Below are 16,284 nucleotides of genomic sequence, written 5' to 3' on the forward strand. Positions count from 1 at the left end.
CTATGCTAGCCCAAAACGAGATACAAGATTATCTTAACGAGTTGGAAAGTAACGGTATTCAATTACAGTTACCAGAACTGCTGCGCTATAAAGCTTTGTCCAGTATTCTTAAATTAAGCCCCAACAAAGGTAGTCAACACAATAGAAGCGGAATGGATCGCTCGACCTTTAAAGGACGAGGGATGGAATTTGATGAGGCTCGTTTTTATCAGCCTGGTGATGATATTCGTAGTATCGATTGGCGAGTAACGGCGCGCACAGGTAAACCGCACACAAAAATTTTCAGAGAAGAACGAGAAAGACCTGTATTCGTTTTTGTAGACCTTAGCGATTCAATGCAATTTGGCACTCAGTTGCTACTAAAAAGTGTACAAGCCGCCCATTTGGCTTCGTTACTTGGATTTGCTGCCGTTGCCCGTGGTGATAAATTTGGTGGTGTGATCTTTAATCAGACGAAAGACATTGAATCAAAACCTAAAGCGCAAAATAAGTCAGTATTATCAGTGATTGATCAAATGATTGGTTTGCAACAATTGACCTTGACTGAAGGAAAATCTCAATCAGCATCGTTGAATGCGCTACAACGCTTGAATTACATTGCCAAACCGGGAAGTTTGGTGCATTTGATCAGCGATTTTAGCGATTTCACAGACACCCATTTCAATATTTTAGGAAACTTAAGTAGACATTGTGAGTTAATGGCGAATTATGTGTACGACCCTCTGGAAATTGCATTACCAGAAATCAAAAGTAAACAAGCATTGATGGTCACTGATGGTGAAAATAAACAATCAATAATGCTGGGTGATAAAGACAAAAACCAAATGTATCGAAACACCCAGTCTCGCAAAGTATCTTTGCTTCACAACCGATTTTCTAGCATAAAAACGCCTATTCGTAAGATATCTGCCGGCCAACCTCTATCCAGCCAATTGAGCATGGGTAATAGAGGCTTTGTCATAGGAGAAACCTTATGAATCCATTAGATAATCTTCATGATATACAATTGCCAACGGAAGTATCTTGGTGGCCACTAGCCACAGGATATTGGATCTTAATCGCATGTTGTCTGATTGCGCTGGTACTGGGTATTCGTTATTTTTTAAGACATCGCAATCTTACTCAACTGCGTAATCAAGCGGTAAAACAGATTCAACTTTTAGATGAAACTTCTGACCAATTTCATCTAAGACTGCAAGCCATTCTAAAAAATGTCGCGCAATTTTATTATCCATCGCAAATAATGAGTTTGCACGGTGAACAGTGGCAACTAGTGTTAGAGAGTGGAAAGTTGGCCAAACAGCAACCTAATGCAGTGCAGCAGTTATTTACACTTCATTTGAGTTTATATAATCCAACAATATCCGCTCCAACAGCATCAGAACTTAAACAAACGGCCATTCTTTGGCTAAAAAAAGACTTCCCTTTATCTAAGCAGCAAAGAGAGGCGTTTAATGTTTGAGTTTATTTGGCCTTGGATTTTTGTCCTAGCTCCCTTACCTTTGCTGATTTACTTTTTTGTGCCTGAAAAGAAAGGCAATCAATCTGCAGCGCTTCGAGTTCCCACTAGCCATGCGTTTGGGATGCTTTCAAGTGGACCTGTTGCAAAATCGTCTTTAACTCTAATTCCGGTATTTATTATTTGGCTTTTATTAGTGACTGCTGCTGCTCGCCCTCAATGGCTTGGCGAACCTATCGCTATTCCTACCCAAGGCAGAGACTTAATGGTGGCTGTGGATTTATCTGGCAGTATGAAGGCGCGAGATATGGAAGTCAGGGGGCAACCCGTAAATAGACTCAGTATGATTAAGTATGTGTTATCAGATTTCATTAACCGCCGTGTTGGGGATCGCTTAGGTTTAATTTTGTTTGCTGACACAGCCTATTTACAAGCGCCTTTGACCTATGACCGAAAAACCGTAGAAACCCTGTTAAATGAAAGTGTTATCGGCCTAGTAGGCGAAAATACGGCGATTGGAGATGCTATCGGGCTAGCTGTTAAACGCTTTCGGGAACGGGAGAAATCAAACCGAGTACTTATCTTGCTAACCGATGGCCGCAATACAGCAGGGAACATCACGCCAGAACAAGCATTAAATTTGGCCAAAGAAAATCAAGTGACTATCTACACTATAGGCGTTGGAAGCAATACTCGGTCTATGTTCGGGTTTAGCGCACCCTCAAGCGGTTCTGACTTTGACGAAGCAACACTAAAAATGGTAGCAGAAGAAACCGGTGGTGCATTTTTCAAAGCGAATGATACAGAGTCACTCATCAATATTTATCGTCAATTAGATGAGCTAGAACCCATTGAAGCAGGCAATGAAAAAATGCGTCCGCAAACGGCACTTTACTACTATCCACTCGCTGCAGCACTCCTGTTGAGCATTGTCATCACCCTTTTCAGTATTTTCGTTGGTATGCGTAAAACGGAGGAAGCAGCATGAGTGAATTTACTGATTTTCATTTTTTACGCCCATTGGCACTGATAGGCATTTTGATTTTACCTATTTTTAGTTATCTACTTTTGAAAGTGCAAAATCGTAAAACAGCATGGCGAAGCCTTGTTCCCACGCATTTACAAGCCCATCTGTTATCCGAAAGCAGTAAGCAAGGCTATAAGGCACCATTTTGGATGTTAGCGTTTGTTTGGATTGTTTGCTGTATAGCCCTTGCTGGTCCTACATGGGAAAAACTCCCACAACCGGTTTATCAAAGCCAAACAGGTAAAGTGGTGCTAATGGATATGTCCCTATCCATGCGCAGTACAGACGTTAATCCAGATCGTCTGACTCGAGCTAAATTCAAGGCACTAGATTTGATAGAAAGAATAGATGAAGGAGAAATCGGCTTGGTGGCATATGCTGGAGATGCTTTTGTCATTAGTCCGTTAACTCAAGATATCGAAAACATAGAGAACCTTCTTCCTAGTTTGAGTCCTGAAATTATGCCTGTACTGGGCAGTAATCCTTTTGCAGGATTACATCAAGCAGCAGAATTACTTGCTAATGCTGGCTATACAGAAGGTGATATTTATTGGATAACCGACGGCATTGAATATCCTGATGTTGAGCTAGTGCAAGAATTTATGAATGAAACCAGCTTCCGCTTGTCTGTGTTATTGGTTGGTACAGAACAAGGAGCGCCGATTAAATTGGTAGACGGCACCTTATTAAAAGACAATAGAGGTAACATAGTATTGCCTAAAGTAAATTCACGGTATTTAACCCAGGCGTTTGGAAATAAGCCTGTAAAACTGACAGAAATGACAACCAACACGTCGGATATAGAACGCATGATCCTAAGTGATAACACTTTTAATAGAGATGTTGTTGCTAGCGACGAAGAAATAAAGGGCGACGTTTGGCGTGATATGGGTGCTTTTTTAGCCTTAGCTATCCTGCCCTTCGCGCTTTGGTTTTTCCGAAAAGGTGTGTTGTTTTCATTAATTTTTGTAATCAGCTTCTTATCTTCCCCTGAACCTGCTTATGCAGACGAATCGGATGCCTTACCTAAACCCGAATTAGGAATAGTTGATAAGATGTTTTTGAATAACGACCAAAAAGGTGTACGTCAATACTATCAACAGGATTACGAAACTGCCCAAGAATCATTCGATCGCCCTGATTGGAAGGCCGCCGCGGCTTACAAGGCTGGCGATTATGAAACTGCACTGTCTTTATATGAAGGACTTGACGGCATTGAGAATACGTATAACGCCGGAAATGCACTGGCCCAACTCGGACGCCTGCAGGATGCTATAGATGCTTATGATAAAGTATTGTCCGAGCAACCATCGCACGTAGAAGCCATGGAAAATAAAAAAATTGTTGAATCCATGATGCAGCAACAAGAACAGGAAAATCAACAAAATCAGGATCAAAACGATCAAGGACAAGAAAATCAGTCTGGCGAACAGCAACAACGCGATGAAAATCAACAAGGTCAGCAAGATCAACAAAATTCTGATCAGTCATCTTCTCAGCAAAATGAGAATCAAAACAGCGATAGTCAGCAGCAAGAATCAAATGCTGAGCAACAGGAAAATTCTTCCAATTCTGAACAACAAAATAATTCCTCTTCAGAACAAGAAGGTGAGCAAGAAAGTGAGCTAGAAAAAGAACAACAGCAAAATGCTGAACAACCTAATTCAGAACAACAACAGGAACCCATCAATAATCCTGATTCCGTTATCCAAGGACAAGTAAACCCTGAAGACATGACACCCGAAGAACGTGAAAAAATGCGACAAATGCAAATGTTGATGAATCGAGTACCAGATGATCCTGCATTTTTGTTAAAACGAAAAATGCTATTAGAAGCCCAAAGCAGGCGTCAGCAAAGAGCCCCTAGTGTAAAAGAGCAAACATGGTAAGCCAATGAAACATATTTTAAGTATCATCATTATTTTTTGTACGCTTAATGCTTTTGCAAAAACCGAAAACCTAATAGCCTCTGTTGATCAAAATCCGGTGCTAGTAGATGAGTCATTTACCTTAACGATTACCGCTAATGGAAGTCCTGACAGTCAGACCATCGATTTTTCAGCTCTTGAGCAAAATTTTCGCGTCAGCGCGCCATCCGTTAGCCAATCTACTCAAATAATTAATGGTAATCGTTCGTCTTCGGTTAGTTGGCGATTGACACTGTTCCCTCGTGCCACCGGGAGTTTTGAAATTCCGTCTTTTAGCCTAGACGGAAAAACCACTCAACCAATCACCCTAAATGTAGTTGAGTCCTCCCAAGCTGGGGATCAACCTCGAGAGTTTTATATCACCACTGAAGTGAGCGAAAATAAAATCTATTTGCAACAACAGTTGGTTTATACGGTAAAAATATTTCTGGCTGGCGAAATTCAAAGTGGCTCTTTAAGTGAACCTGTATTGGATGGTGCTATTATTGAAAAATTGGGAGAAGATAAAGAATATCAAGAGTTAATAAATGGGGTTCGATATCGTGTAATTGAGCGAAACTTTGCCATTATTCCCCAATCAAGTGGTGAATATAAAGTTCAAAGTCCATTATTTGAAGCCCGAGTTTTAAGTGGCGGCCGTCAAGGTTTTGCGTATTTCAACCGAACCAAGAATATTAGTCGAGTTGGCGAAGATCAACAATTAACCGTTGCGCCTATTCCTCCAGGATATCAGTACACTTGGCTTCCCAGCGAACTCGTGCAAATCAATGAAGAGTGGCAAGGTGACCCAGACAACATCAAAGCCGGTGAACCCATCACTCGCACCATTACCTTAACAGCCCTAGGTTTAATTGAAGAGCAATTGCCGGATTTTGGCGGAACTTACCACCCAAGCTTTAAAACTTATCCAGAACAACCTCAGAAAACAACTGTTCAGCGAAATAACAAACTAATTGCGCAAAGTGTGCAGAGCACTGCCATTATTGCAGAACAAAATGGTCAATTTGTAGTGCCTGAAATAAGAATACCTTGGTTCAACGTAAACACTGGAAAAACTGAATTTGCTGTTGTTCCGGCAAAATCTGTGACCGTGACCGGTAATCAAATTGTTCTAAATAACTCAGCAGATAATGCTCAACCAGCCCCAAGTGCTGGCGAAAATCCTGCTGAGATAACCAATCAAGAAGCTAACAGCTCACCTAGGGTTGTAGCGCCCTTATTTGATTGGTTACACATACTGTTGATGGTTTGTGTGGTTTTACTATCGGTTTGTTTATTTGTTGTATGGTCTAGGGGCAAAACTTCTGAACCGGTCCATCAAACTAATAGCTCTATAAATACCTCTGAAACAGCAGCTTGGCACAGCGTGGTCAATTGCATCAAACAAAATAAGACCAACTTATTACCACAGAAACTTTGTCATTGGTTAAGTGTGTTGACTAGCAAGCATTTTTATTCGGCTACAGATGCCCTTAAATTCATCAATAATGCGCAATTATTGCGCGACTATGATAGTCTTTTAACAGCAAGGTATAAAACTGCTGAACATGAGGTAAAGTCTGAGCACCTTGAATCATCTGCTTTCTTAACCGAATTAGAAAATCAACGACAAAAATGGTTGAACAAGCAAAGCGCCCCATTGGACAATATTTATCAGCAATAGCGTAAAGTTACGATAAAGAAACAAATAACAAGAGAATAATTTATGAAATTCCGCTCCCCTTTTATTCTTTCAATGCTGTTGATAGGAACAGGAACGATTTACGGCTGTTCAGATAACCAAACGACAGCCCGGGAATCAGATTCTCAATCCAAGCAAGCAATCAATTACGGACACGTAAAAAAGCCCGAAAAAATTACCGAATTTTTTACCCTATCCTATGAAGACGATTTAAAAAGTAGTCCGCTTACTCAATCATATCGCGGCATAAAATGGGACTACGATAAATGGGATGATCTTTCCCCTGAAGCTGAAGAAGCGCGAATTGAATTACTTAAGCAACGCCTAGAGACACTTAATTCATTTGATCAAAGTGAATTTACAGCACAGCAAAAGCTAAGTTTTATTTTATACAAACAAGATATCGAACGACGCTTAGCTAACGATGAATTTAGAGCCCATAGCTATGTCATGCAGCAATTGAGCGGTTGGCACACTAGAATTCCTAGTTTTATGATCAATATTCATAAGATAAGTACCCTAAGTGACGCTCAGGATTATATTTCCAGACTAAACAAAGTTGATGTTTTATTTGAACAATTAATTGCGCAACTACAACTTAGGGAAGACGCTGGTGTATTTCCCCCCAAATGGTCTTACGATCAGATGATTCAGGCTTCCGCAAATGTTATTTCCGGTAACCCTTTCGAAGAGAAACCTAACGATTCTACTTTGCTTGCTGATTTTAAAGAAAAACTCGATAGTTTAGGTTTATCCAACGCAGAAAAATCAGGCTTGATAAACCAACTAAATGACGCATTGCTCAACAGTGTCAAACCCGCCTATGAAAATATGATCGCTACCTTAACAAAACAACGAGCATTGAGTCCTGAAGGAGACGGAGTGTGGCGACTTCCTCAAGGCGATAAGTGGTATCAAAATCGACTTGCATGGTATACAACTACAGATTTAGATGCTCAACAAGTACACGACCTTGGCTTATTACATGTAGAGCGCATCCATAATCAAATGCAGGCTATCATGCAGCAAGTTGGTTTCACTGGAACTCTGCAGGAATTTTTTGTTTTTATGCGTAATGATCCTCAGTTTTATTACGAGAACACACCTGAAGGTAAACAAGAATACTTAAATCAAGCTAAAGCGCTGATTGATGATATGAAAACGCGATTGCCTGAATATTTTGGTTTAATTCCGCAAGCGGATATTCGAGTAAAAGCTGTAGAAGCATTTCGCGAACAAACTGCTGGAAAAGCCTTTTATCAAAGCCCAGCAGTTGATAGTTCTCGTCCGGGCACCTACTACGCCAATTTATATAAAATGGATGCCATGCCGACTTATCAAATGGCAGCCCTCGCGTATCACGAAGGAATTCCTGGCCATCATATGCAAAGAAGTATTACGCAGGAACTAGACGGCATTCCAGAATTTCAAAAATACCTATCCTTCACAGCATTTACCGAAGGATGGGGATTATATTCTGAAGAATTAGCCAAAGACATGGGGCTTTATCAAGATCCATATGCTGATTTTGGACGCCTTGCAATGGAGTTATGGCGAGCATGTCGACTTGTAGTAGATACTGGTATTCATGACAAACAATGGTCAAAAAAACAAGCTATAGATTATCTCGTTGAAAATACCCCCAATGCCGAAAGCGATGCGATAAAAGCCATTGAACGCTATATTGCGTTACCGGGTCAGGCCACAGCCTACATGATAGGTAAACTTAAGATTATGGCGTTAAGAGAAAAGGCGCAAAAAACGTTAGGCGACAGGTTTTCATATGCTGATTTTCATGATCAAGTATTAAAAAATGGACCTATTCCATTGAATGTACTCGAACAGCAAATAGATGCTTGGATAGCTGATGTGGCGTCTAGATAACGCAGCCGGATCAGAATTAGAAATTTATTGACTGAAAATTATTTTACAAAAAGAGCTTTGGTTAAAAAATCTGGACGACCGAGCGCTTTTGTTTGTTTCTAAACAGATAGACTAAAAAAATATTTAGGCGTTAAGAAAGATTAACAAAGTAACTACGGTCTCATCTATCATGAAAACAAAACAACTTAAATACGAAGCACTTGTTAAAGCCTATCACGCAGATATTTATCGCTATGCTGTGTGGTTGATTAAAGACACAAGTATTGCTGAAGATGTGGTTCAAGAGACCTTTTTACGCGCTTGGAAATCTCTAGACGCCTTACAAGATGAAGGTGCAGCTAAGTCGTGGTTAATCACTATTCTTAGAAGAGAAAATGCCAGACGCTTTGAAAGAAAACAATTTGATTTGGTCGATATCGACGATGTAAGCGTAGCTGATCCTAGGGCAACGGATAATGGCAATGCAAGTCAACGTGAGCTAAGACGAGCCATAGGCCAGCTAGGCGAAGAGTATAGAGAACCCTTATTTTTACAAGTTATCATGGGATACAGTGGTGAAGAAATCGCTACTCAACTTGATTTAAACATTAATACAGTTATGACGCGCTTGTTCAGAGCACGCAGCCAATTGAAAGAATTTATGACAAAAACAACTCACCTGGGGGCTAAGATAAATGGATGATTTGACATTCCGACGTACCGTTTATGCAGATCCTTTCACACAAGACAAGGAAGTGATTCAAGCTGCTCAGGACGATCCCAAAAAACAAGCATTTTGGGAGGAAGTGAAAGAAATGGAATCTGCCATTGAGCAGGCAATGAATATTCCAGTACCCGATAATTTATCTGAAAAACTCTTGTTAAAACAGAGTATTGGACAAGAGAAAAAAGAACAGAAACGCAAAAGATGGGTATATGGAATGGCAGCTTCGGTAGCTGTCACTGCTATGTTAAGCTTTAGCTATATGCGTTACGGCACTAGTATTTCTGCAACAGCGCTCACTCACATTGATCATGCAGATTATGAGGTTGCCAATTACGGTCCTGTTGATTTGCAAACAGTAAACGCAAAATTGGTCAATTTTAACGGGCATTTAGAGAACGGACTGGATAATATGTTATCTGCAAACTTTTGTTATCTAAATACAGTTAAAAGTTTGCATATTATAGTGCAAGGTAAAGAAGGTCTTCTATCGTTATTTATATTACCCCAAGATGTTACTGATCCTATTGATGCACAGTTTAGCAACGAAGAACTTTCCGGTGTGAGTTTTCTATTAGAATCTACTCGATTACTTGTGGTCGGAGAAAACGAAGAAGAAATCAATTCATTGGCAGAATCGGCTAAACAACTTCTATCATTTTCAGCTTAACTCCCAAAGCCTCGCAATTTTAAACGCGAGGCTTTATTACATTTTATTTACCCAAAATTTACAAAAAGCAGTTATTATCGCCCTTCCCTTTAGATCTATTCCTATCCTGTTACCATACAAAGGGTTCAGGAGAATTTATCAATTAATTCCAAATCAAAAACTTATAAAAAGAGGAAACGATGGAAGTAGGAACCTATATATCGCTAGCAATTTATTTTCTCGCAATGCTAGGGATCGGGCTTTATGCGTATAGAACAAACGAAGAAAGTGCATCAGGTTATCTTTTAGGAGGCCGTAAGCTGTCCGCCCCAGTTACCGCACTTTCAGCAGGGGCATCTGATATGTCCGGATGGATGCTAATGGGTGTACCCGGAGCCATGTATTTATCTGGCGCGTCTTCGTTATGGATCGCCTTCGGCTTAGTGTTGGGTGCATGGTTTAATTATTTATTGGTAGCGCCAAGACTGCGTGTGTTTACTGAAGTAGCGCACGACGCTATCACAATCCCTGACTACCTGGAGAATCGCTTTTTCGATAAAAGCCGTGTACTTCGCATAGTGGCTTCTGTGGTCATTATTATTTTCTTCACTGTCTATACCTCGTCTGGCGTGGTTGCTGGCGGTAAGCTATTCGAGTCTAGTTTTGGCTTAGAGTACCACTATGGCGTACTAATTACCGCCGGTGTAGTGGTAGCCTACACTTTGGTCGGCGGATTTATGGCGGTATCGCTAACCGACTTTATTCAAGGTTGCATCATGTTTATTGCGCTAATTCTTGTACCCTCGGTGGTAATATTTGAATTAGGTGGCATCAACCAAACGTTAACAACCTTATCGGATATCAATCCAAATTTACTCAAAATGACAGTTGATGCAAATACAGGTGAAGCATTGAGCATTATTGGGGTTATTTCTCTCATGAGTTGGGGACTGGGTTACTTTGGACAACCTCATATAATAGTGCGCTTCATGGCAATTCATTCGATAAAAGCATTACCTACCGCACGCCGCATCGGTATGTCTTGGATGATAGTCTCATTGTTCGGCGCAGCCATGACAGGTTTATTTGGTTTAGCTTATGTTATTGGTAATAACGTCCCGCTAGATGACCATGAGACAATTTTCATTGTGTTATCTCAATTACTGTTTCACCCGCTAATCGGTGGTTTTTTGCTGGCAGCAATACTGGCAGCCATTATGAGTACTATTTCGTCACAGCTTTTAGTGACGTCCAGCTCATTAACCCGTGATATTTACGCAAGCTTTATTGATAGAAACGCCAGTGAGAAATCACAAGTGTTTGTTGGACGAGTATCAGTATTTATTGTTTCTGTCGTCGCAATTTTACTTGCCTTTGGTGAAAATAAAACTATCTTAGATTTAGTAAGTAACGCTTGGGCAGGTTTTGGCGCAGCTTTTGGTCCAATGATAATTTTGTCATTAGTTTGGAAAGGTATGTCCAAAAATGCTGCAATTGCTGGTATTTTAACCGGCGCAGTGGTTGTCCTTATTTGGATTTATGCACCTCTAGGTGAAAATGGTGAAACCTTGTCTTCAACTTTGTATGAAATAATACCAGGCTTTATTGCATCGACTATTGCGATACTTATTGTTGGAAAAATTTCACCTCCGAAAACTAATGCTTTAGTAGAATTGTTCGATAAATATGAAAAGAAACTTGAAGAAGAACATATTGGATAATTAATGGCATTTTACGCAGCTCGTCAGCCCATATTAGATATTAATAAAGAGTTAGTAGGATACGAGCTGCTGTTTCGTACCAGTCTAGAAAATATTTTTCCTCAAGTTGATGAGGAAAAAGCAACGTCGAAAATGCTCGAAGGCCTATATCTTGATATGGGCCTTGATAAAATTGCAGAAGGCAAAAAGGCCTTTATTAATTTTAGCAAACAAACTTTACTAAATGGTTTTGCTACTCTCTTACCGAAAGACAAAATTGCCATTGAAATTTTAGAAAGTGTTCAGCCTACTCAAGCGGTTTTCTTTCATATGAGAGAACTTCATCAAATGGGCTATACCATTGCGTTAGATGACTTTATTCACGGAGAACTATGGGAACCCTTCTACCCCTATTGTAATATCATAAAGGTTGATTGCTTGAGCATTACCGATACAGATCTGATGATGACTGTAGAAGTTGCTAAACGTCATCCTCATATTCAGTTATTAGCAGAAAAGGTAGAAACTGTTGAAATCTATAAAAAATATAAGGCTATAGGTTTTACTATGTTTCAGGGGTATTTCTTTGCCAAGCCGGAAGTTATTAAGAGTGTATCCTTATCAACACCGCAGGCGGTAGTTTCTAAATTACTGGCTGAAGTAACTAAACCTGAGCCTGATATTGAGAAAATCACCCGTACCTTCGAATCTGATGCGGCGCTTTCTTTCAAACTATTGAGATATACCCAATCGCCTCTTTTTAAACGCCAAAGAAAAGTTGAAAGTATTAAGCAAGCAATCGTAATGCTTGGAAAACGTGAGTTAGAACGTTTTATTATGTTGCTTTTTGCTGCCGTGTTCTGCGAAGCCAAACCTAACGAACTCATTAAATTATCTCTCAAACGCGCTAAATTTTGTGAAGATTTAGCGGGTCAACTTTCCCAGAGTTCTTCTACTGCGTTTTTAGCAGGTATGTTGTCTCTCTTGGATGCGATGTTGGATACTAACCTACCCTCAGTTATTAGCAAATTGCCTCTGACGGATGAAATAAAATTAGCACTAGTAAGAGAAGAAGGTATCTTAGCAGAGTATTTAAAACTTAATGCGGATATCGAAATGGCTAATTGGGATAACTTAAAACTTAAAGCAAAACATCTTAATCTGGATATACCAACTATCCTTAAAATTCATAGTGAAGCAGCTGATTGGGCTGACCGTCAAACCAGTATTTTTAATTAGATAACGTTTGTCATATAAATTAAATCGTTCCTAGGTTATATTGGGCGCCACACACAAAACACGCACCAAATTTTTACTCCTATATAACAAAACCGAATAAATAGTTATAAATTGGCTATTAACGATAGCAAATTAGCATAAATATTCTGAGTTTAAATGTGTTAAAGTTCTATACATAGAAATTTTTAATATATGCAAATAGACTCACTGAGACTTAATGTTAGGTCGAGGTAAATTAACTTTTCAAGGACACTGTAGATGACAATAGATTTGCCAAAAATGACGCATCTTAGACAGCTTGAAGCGGAAAGTATCCATATTTTTCGCGAGGTCGCCGCTGAATTTGATAACCCTGTAATGCTGTATTCTGTAGGTAAAGATTCCTCCGTTTTATTACACATCGCCCGAAAGGCATTTGCGCCAGGCACTATACCCTTCCCGTTGTTACATGTTGATACCACATGGAAATTCAGAGAAATGATTGAATTTCGGGACTTAATGGCGAAAAAATATAATTTAAATCTTCTAGTCCACATCAATGAAGAAGGTGTAAAAAACAACATAAACCCTTTCAGTGTAGGCAGTGCTAAGCACACCGACATAATGAAAACTCAGGGTTTAAAACAAGCATTGAACAAATATAAATTTGATGCGGCTTTCGGTGGTGCTCGCCGAGACGAAGAGAAATCGCGAGCAAAAGAGCGTGTTTATTCGTTCCGTGATGACAATCATCGCTGGGATCCGAAAAACCAGCGTCCTGAATTATGGAACATTTACAACAGCCAAATTAATAAAGGCGAAAGTATCCGTGTATTTCCTATGTCGAACTGGACTGAATTAGATATTTGGCAATACATCTATATGGAAAACATTGAAATTCCCTCTTTGTATTTAGCGAAACCTCGTCCTGTGGTAGAGCGTGATGGTGTTTTGATAATGGTTGATGATGATCGCATGCCGTTAAATGAGGGGGAAACCCCTGAAATTAAATCGGTTCGCTTTAGAACTTTAGGCTGTTATCCACTCACTGGTGCGGTTGAATCTACAGCAGCTACTTTGCCAGAAGTTATTCAAGAAATGTTGTTGACCAAGACTTCTGAACGTCAAGGTCGGGTAATTGACCACGATTCTTCTGGTTCAATGGAGAAGAAAAAGATGGAAGGTTATTTCTAATGAGTTCAAATATCGTATGGCATCAACATACTGTTGATAAAAAGAGTCGAGCAGAAGCATTAAACCAAAAACCTGCCGTAGTCTGGTTAACAGGCTTATCAGGCTCAGGTAAGTCTACCGTTGCTAATTTGTTGGAAAAGAAACTTTTTGAACAAAAATATAAAACCTATTTATTAGATGGTGACAATGTTCGTCACGGTCTTTGCGGAGACTTAGGGTTTGATGATAAGGCGCGTGTTGAGAATATTCGTCGCATCAGTGAAGTTGCAAAGCTATTTGTTGATTCTGGCACTATTATTATCACCGCTTTCATTTCGCCGTTTAAAGCAGACCGTGATTTTTGCCGCTCTTTGTTAGAAAAAGGCGAGTTTGCAGAGGTTTTTGTTGATACACCTCTGGAAGTCTGCGAGCAAAGAGACCCTAAAGGTTTGTACAAAAAGGCACGCTCTGGTGATATCAAACACTTCACAGGTATTGATTCTGAATATCAAGCACCCGCTGATCCAGAAGTGCATTTGACCTACATCGAAGACGAAGCGCCTGAAGCAACCGCTGAACGTTTATATGAAGCATTACTAGCAAAAGGATTTTTGTCTTGAGTTCATTTAAATTGACAACTGAACTGGCACAAGCGGTAAAGCAAATTGCCGTAGATGCCGGCAGTAAGATAATGGAAATTTACGAGCGTGATTTCGATATATACGAGAAAAACGATTCGTCACCTCTAACAGAAGCTGACTTAGCAGCCCATAACCATATAGTTACTGAGCTAAATAAGCTCACTACGCTTCCAATTTTATCAGAAGAATCAGCTGATATTGATTGGCAAGAGCGCAAAACCTGGACCCGCTATTGGTTAGTTGATCCCCTTGACGGAACCAAGGAATTCATTAAGAAAAATGGCGAATTTACTGTCAACATTGCCTTAATAGAATTTGGTGAACCAACCTTTGGTGTAGTTCATGCACCCGCATTATCGAAAACCTTTGTGGGCATTGTAGGTGAAGGCGCTTATGTGGAAGAAGGTGGTACTCAACGAGACATTTCCACCGCAGATACTTCCTCTGTATCCCTATGGAAAGTTGTAGGCTCTCGTTCGCATCAAAGCCCTGAAATAAATAAAGTGCTTGATGCCCTTGATGGCGAAACCGAATTAGTGGCTATGGGTAGTTCTCTTAAGTTATGTTGTGTGGCTGAAGGAAGCGCACATTTGTATCCACGCGTAGGTCCTACTAGTGAATGGGACACGGCTGCAGCTCATGCGGTAGTGCTAGCTGCCGGCGGTAAAGTCACAGTGCTAGACCCAGAACATCCACTCGATCCAGATGCTCATCCATTGCGATACAACCAAAAAGCATCAGTGTTAAACCCTTTCTTTATGGTGATGAGTTAAAATGAATCACGAAAACGAATTATTAAAAACAGATATAGTTGAATATTTAGCCGCGCACGAACGCAAAGATCTCATGCGCTTTTTAACTTGCGGTAGTGTAGACGATGGTAAAAGCACGTTAATCGGACGCCTTTTACACGACTCTAAAATGATCTATGAAGATCAACTAGCCGCAATCACGAATGACAGTAAAAAAGTCGGCACCACTGGCGAAAAAGTCGATTTAGCACTGTTAGTTGATGGGCTTCAAAGTGAGCGAGAACAAGGCATCACTATTGACGTTGCCTATCGATATTTTAGTACAGATAAGCGCAAATTTATTATTGCGGATACCCCAGGGCATGAGCAATATACAAGAAACATGGTAACAGGTGCTTCTACTTGTGACCTTGCTATTATCCTTGTAGATGCAAGAGCAGGTGTTAAAACGCAAACAAAACGTCACTCATTTTTGGTATCCTTGCTTGGCATTAAGCATGTTATTGTTGCCATTAACAAAATGGATTTGATGGACTACAGTGAAGAAGTTTACAACAACATCAAACGTGACTATCTAACGTTTTCTGAGCAATTAAATATTCCTGATATTCAGTTTGTGCCAATTTCAGCACTAGAAGGGGATAATGTTGTAAACAAAAGTGAGCATACACCTTGGTTCGAAGGTGAAGTATTGATGGACATGCTTAACAACATTGAAATCAGTCATGCACAAAATGACAATTTCCGTTTCCCTGTTCAGTACGTTAATCGACCAAATCTAAACTTTAGAGGTTTTGCTGGCACTATAGTATCAGGCAGCATAAAGGTGGGAGATGAAATTACTGTTCTGCCTTCTAAAAAGACCTCAAAGATTAAGTCTATTACCACCTTTGATGGTGACCTAGACAAAGCGACAGCGCCATTTGCGGTCACTTTAACCTTAGAAGATGAAATTGATATTTCTCGTGGCGATATGATCGTTAAAAGTGAGAACTTGCCGCTGAATACCAACACCTACAGAACCCATTTAGTATGGATGTCTGAAGACGCCATGATCCCTAATAAGCAATACAATTTTAAATTTGCGACAAAATTAGTATCTGGCAGTATTCGAAATATCTCTCATCAAATCGATGTGAATACTTTAGAAGAAAGCGACGCAGTACATTTAAATCTTAATGAAATAGGCGTGGTTGACATACAATTGACCCAACCCGTTGCCTGTGATCCTTATACGGAAAACCGTGCCACAGGCGCTTTCATTATGATTGATCGCTTAACCAACGGCACAGTGGGCGCAGGTATGATCATTAATGCCGCTCAAGTAGCTAACACTAAATCTACATTCTCTGAGTTTGAACTAGAATTTAATGCTTTAGTGCGCAAACACTTCCCACATTGGGGCGCTGCCGACATCAGCAAAATGTAAATTTGTTAAATTATGTTCAAAAATGGGGCAAAAATGCCCC

At 40.0% G+C, this 16,284-nt stretch carries 14 protein-coding genes; all 14 read left to right on the forward strand.

Annotated elements, in window-relative coordinates; all coding sequences use genetic code 11:
* Positions 1 to 2 precede the first annotated feature (2 nt).
* The 14 genes from ACNKW3_RS16195 (at position 3) to cysN (ending at position 16,244) form a co-directional block, all read left to right on the forward strand.
* A complete protein-coding gene (locus ACNKW3_RS16195; RefSeq protein WP_427400364.1) occupies positions 3 to 977 on the forward strand; it encodes a DUF58 domain-containing protein in 975 nt (324 codons plus the stop codon).
* The gene (locus ACNKW3_RS16200) at positions 974 to 1,462 is read left to right on the forward strand and encodes a DUF4381 domain-containing protein (protein ID WP_427400365.1); all 489 of its coding nucleotides are present in this window, start codon (positions 974 to 976) and stop codon (positions 1,460 to 1,462) included. Before ACNKW3_RS16195 ends, ACNKW3_RS16200 begins: the two co-directional genes overlap by 4 nt.
* Positions 1,455 to 2,447 carry a vWA domain-containing protein gene (locus ACNKW3_RS16205; protein WP_427400366.1) on the forward strand — a complete coding sequence of 331 codons (993 nt, stop codon included), beginning with the start codon at positions 1,455 to 1,457 and terminating at the stop codon, positions 2,445 to 2,447. The genes ACNKW3_RS16200 and ACNKW3_RS16205 overlap by 8 nt, the downstream gene beginning before the upstream one ends.
* Entirely contained in the window at positions 2,444 to 4,375 is a 1,932-nt protein-coding gene (locus tag ACNKW3_RS16210) for a vWA domain-containing protein (RefSeq protein ID WP_427400367.1), read from the forward strand. Before ACNKW3_RS16205 ends, ACNKW3_RS16210 begins: the two co-directional genes overlap by 4 nt.
* Positions 4,376 to 4,379: 4 nt before the next feature.
* Positions 4,380 to 6,077, forward strand: a complete 1,698-nt coding sequence (locus ACNKW3_RS16215) for a BatD family protein (RefSeq protein WP_427400368.1) — start codon at positions 4,380 to 4,382, stop codon at positions 6,075 to 6,077.
* A gap of 42 nt (positions 6,078 to 6,119) precedes the next feature.
* Positions 6,120 to 7,979 (forward strand): DUF885 domain-containing protein, encoded by a 1,860-nt coding sequence (locus ACNKW3_RS16220; protein ID WP_427400369.1) that lies wholly within the window; start codon positions 6,120 to 6,122, stop codon positions 7,977 to 7,979.
* Positions 7,980 to 8,118: 139 nt separating this feature from the next.
* The gene (locus ACNKW3_RS16225; protein WP_427400420.1) at positions 8,119 to 8,661 is read left to right on the forward strand and encodes a sigma-70 family RNA polymerase sigma factor; all 543 of its coding nucleotides are present in this window, start codon (positions 8,119 to 8,121) and stop codon (positions 8,659 to 8,661) included.
* Positions 8,654 to 9,352, forward strand: coding sequence for a DUF3379 family protein (locus ACNKW3_RS16230; protein ID WP_427400370.1), 699 nt, complete (start codon positions 8,654 to 8,656; stop codon positions 9,350 to 9,352). Before ACNKW3_RS16225 ends, ACNKW3_RS16230 begins: the two co-directional genes overlap by 8 nt.
* A 179-nt stretch (positions 9,353 to 9,531) precedes the next feature.
* Positions 9,532 to 11,052 (forward strand): sodium/proline symporter PutP, encoded by a 1,521-nt coding sequence (gene putP, locus ACNKW3_RS16235; protein ID WP_427400371.1) that lies wholly within the window; start codon positions 9,532 to 9,534, stop codon positions 11,050 to 11,052.
* A gap of 3 nt (positions 11,053 to 11,055) precedes the next feature.
* A complete protein-coding gene (locus ACNKW3_RS16240; protein ID WP_427400372.1) occupies positions 11,056 to 12,270 on the forward strand; it encodes an EAL and HDOD domain-containing protein in 1,215 nt (404 codons plus the stop codon).
* A 258-nt stretch (positions 12,271 to 12,528) separates the two neighbouring features.
* Positions 12,529 to 13,443: a sulfate adenylyltransferase subunit CysD gene (gene cysD / locus ACNKW3_RS16245; RefSeq protein WP_427400373.1), complete on the forward strand. Its 915-nt coding sequence runs from the start codon at positions 12,529 to 12,531 to the stop codon at positions 13,441 to 13,443.
* Positions 13,443 to 14,042, forward strand: a complete 600-nt coding sequence (gene cysC / locus ACNKW3_RS16250) for an adenylyl-sulfate kinase (RefSeq protein ID WP_427400374.1) — start codon at positions 13,443 to 13,445, stop codon at positions 14,040 to 14,042. The genes cysD and cysC overlap by 1 nt, the downstream gene beginning before the upstream one ends.
* The gene (gene cysQ / locus ACNKW3_RS16255) at positions 14,039 to 14,836 is read left to right on the forward strand and encodes a 3'(2'),5'-bisphosphate nucleotidase CysQ (protein WP_427400375.1); all 798 of its coding nucleotides are present in this window, start codon (positions 14,039 to 14,041) and stop codon (positions 14,834 to 14,836) included. The genes cysC and cysQ overlap by 4 nt, the downstream gene beginning before the upstream one ends.
* Before the next feature lies 1 nt (position 14,837).
* Positions 14,838 to 16,244, forward strand: a complete 1,407-nt coding sequence (gene cysN, locus ACNKW3_RS16260) for a sulfate adenylyltransferase subunit CysN (protein ID WP_427400376.1) — start codon at positions 14,838 to 14,840, stop codon at positions 16,242 to 16,244.
* The last annotated feature ends 40 nt before the right edge of the window (positions 16,245 to 16,284 follow it).

The sequence above is a fragment of the Glaciecola sp. 1036 genome (assembly GCF_050306235.1).
GTDB lineage: Bacteria > Pseudomonadota > Gammaproteobacteria > Enterobacterales > Alteromonadaceae > Glaciecola.

What these genes read in the sequence shown, in the direction of transcription:
- ACNKW3_RS16195 (WP_427400364.1), top strand. Translation starts at nt 3, where the DNA reads ATGCTAGCCCAAAACGAGATACAAGATTATCTTAACGAGTTGGAAAGT.
- ACNKW3_RS16200 (WP_427400365.1), top strand. Translation starts at nt 974, where the DNA reads ATGAATCCATTAGATAATCTTCATGATATACAATTGCCAACGGAAGTA.
- ACNKW3_RS16205 (WP_427400366.1), top strand. Translation starts at nt 1,455, where the DNA reads ATGTTTGAGTTTATTTGGCCTTGGATTTTTGTCCTAGCTCCCTTACCT.
- ACNKW3_RS16210 (WP_427400367.1), top strand. Translation starts at nt 2,444, where the DNA reads ATGAGTGAATTTACTGATTTTCATTTTTTACGCCCATTGGCACTGATA.
- ACNKW3_RS16215 (WP_427400368.1), top strand. Translation starts at nt 4,380, where the DNA reads ATGAAACATATTTTAAGTATCATCATTATTTTTTGTACGCTTAATGCT.
- ACNKW3_RS16220 (WP_427400369.1), top strand. Translation starts at nt 6,120, where the DNA reads ATGAAATTCCGCTCCCCTTTTATTCTTTCAATGCTGTTGATAGGAACA.
- ACNKW3_RS16230 (WP_427400370.1), top strand. Translation starts at nt 8,654, where the DNA reads ATGGATGATTTGACATTCCGACGTACCGTTTATGCAGATCCTTTCACA.
- putP (WP_427400371.1), top strand. Translation starts at nt 9,532, where the DNA reads ATGGAAGTAGGAACCTATATATCGCTAGCAATTTATTTTCTCGCAATG.
- ACNKW3_RS16240 (WP_427400372.1), top strand. Translation starts at nt 11,056, where the DNA reads ATGGCATTTTACGCAGCTCGTCAGCCCATATTAGATATTAATAAAGAG.
- cysD (WP_427400373.1), top strand. Translation starts at nt 12,529, where the DNA reads ATGACAATAGATTTGCCAAAAATGACGCATCTTAGACAGCTTGAAGCG.
- cysC (WP_427400374.1), top strand. Translation starts at nt 13,443, where the DNA reads ATGAGTTCAAATATCGTATGGCATCAACATACTGTTGATAAAAAGAGT.
- cysN (WP_427400376.1), top strand. Translation starts at nt 14,838, where the DNA reads ATGAATCACGAAAACGAATTATTAAAAACAGATATAGTTGAATATTTA.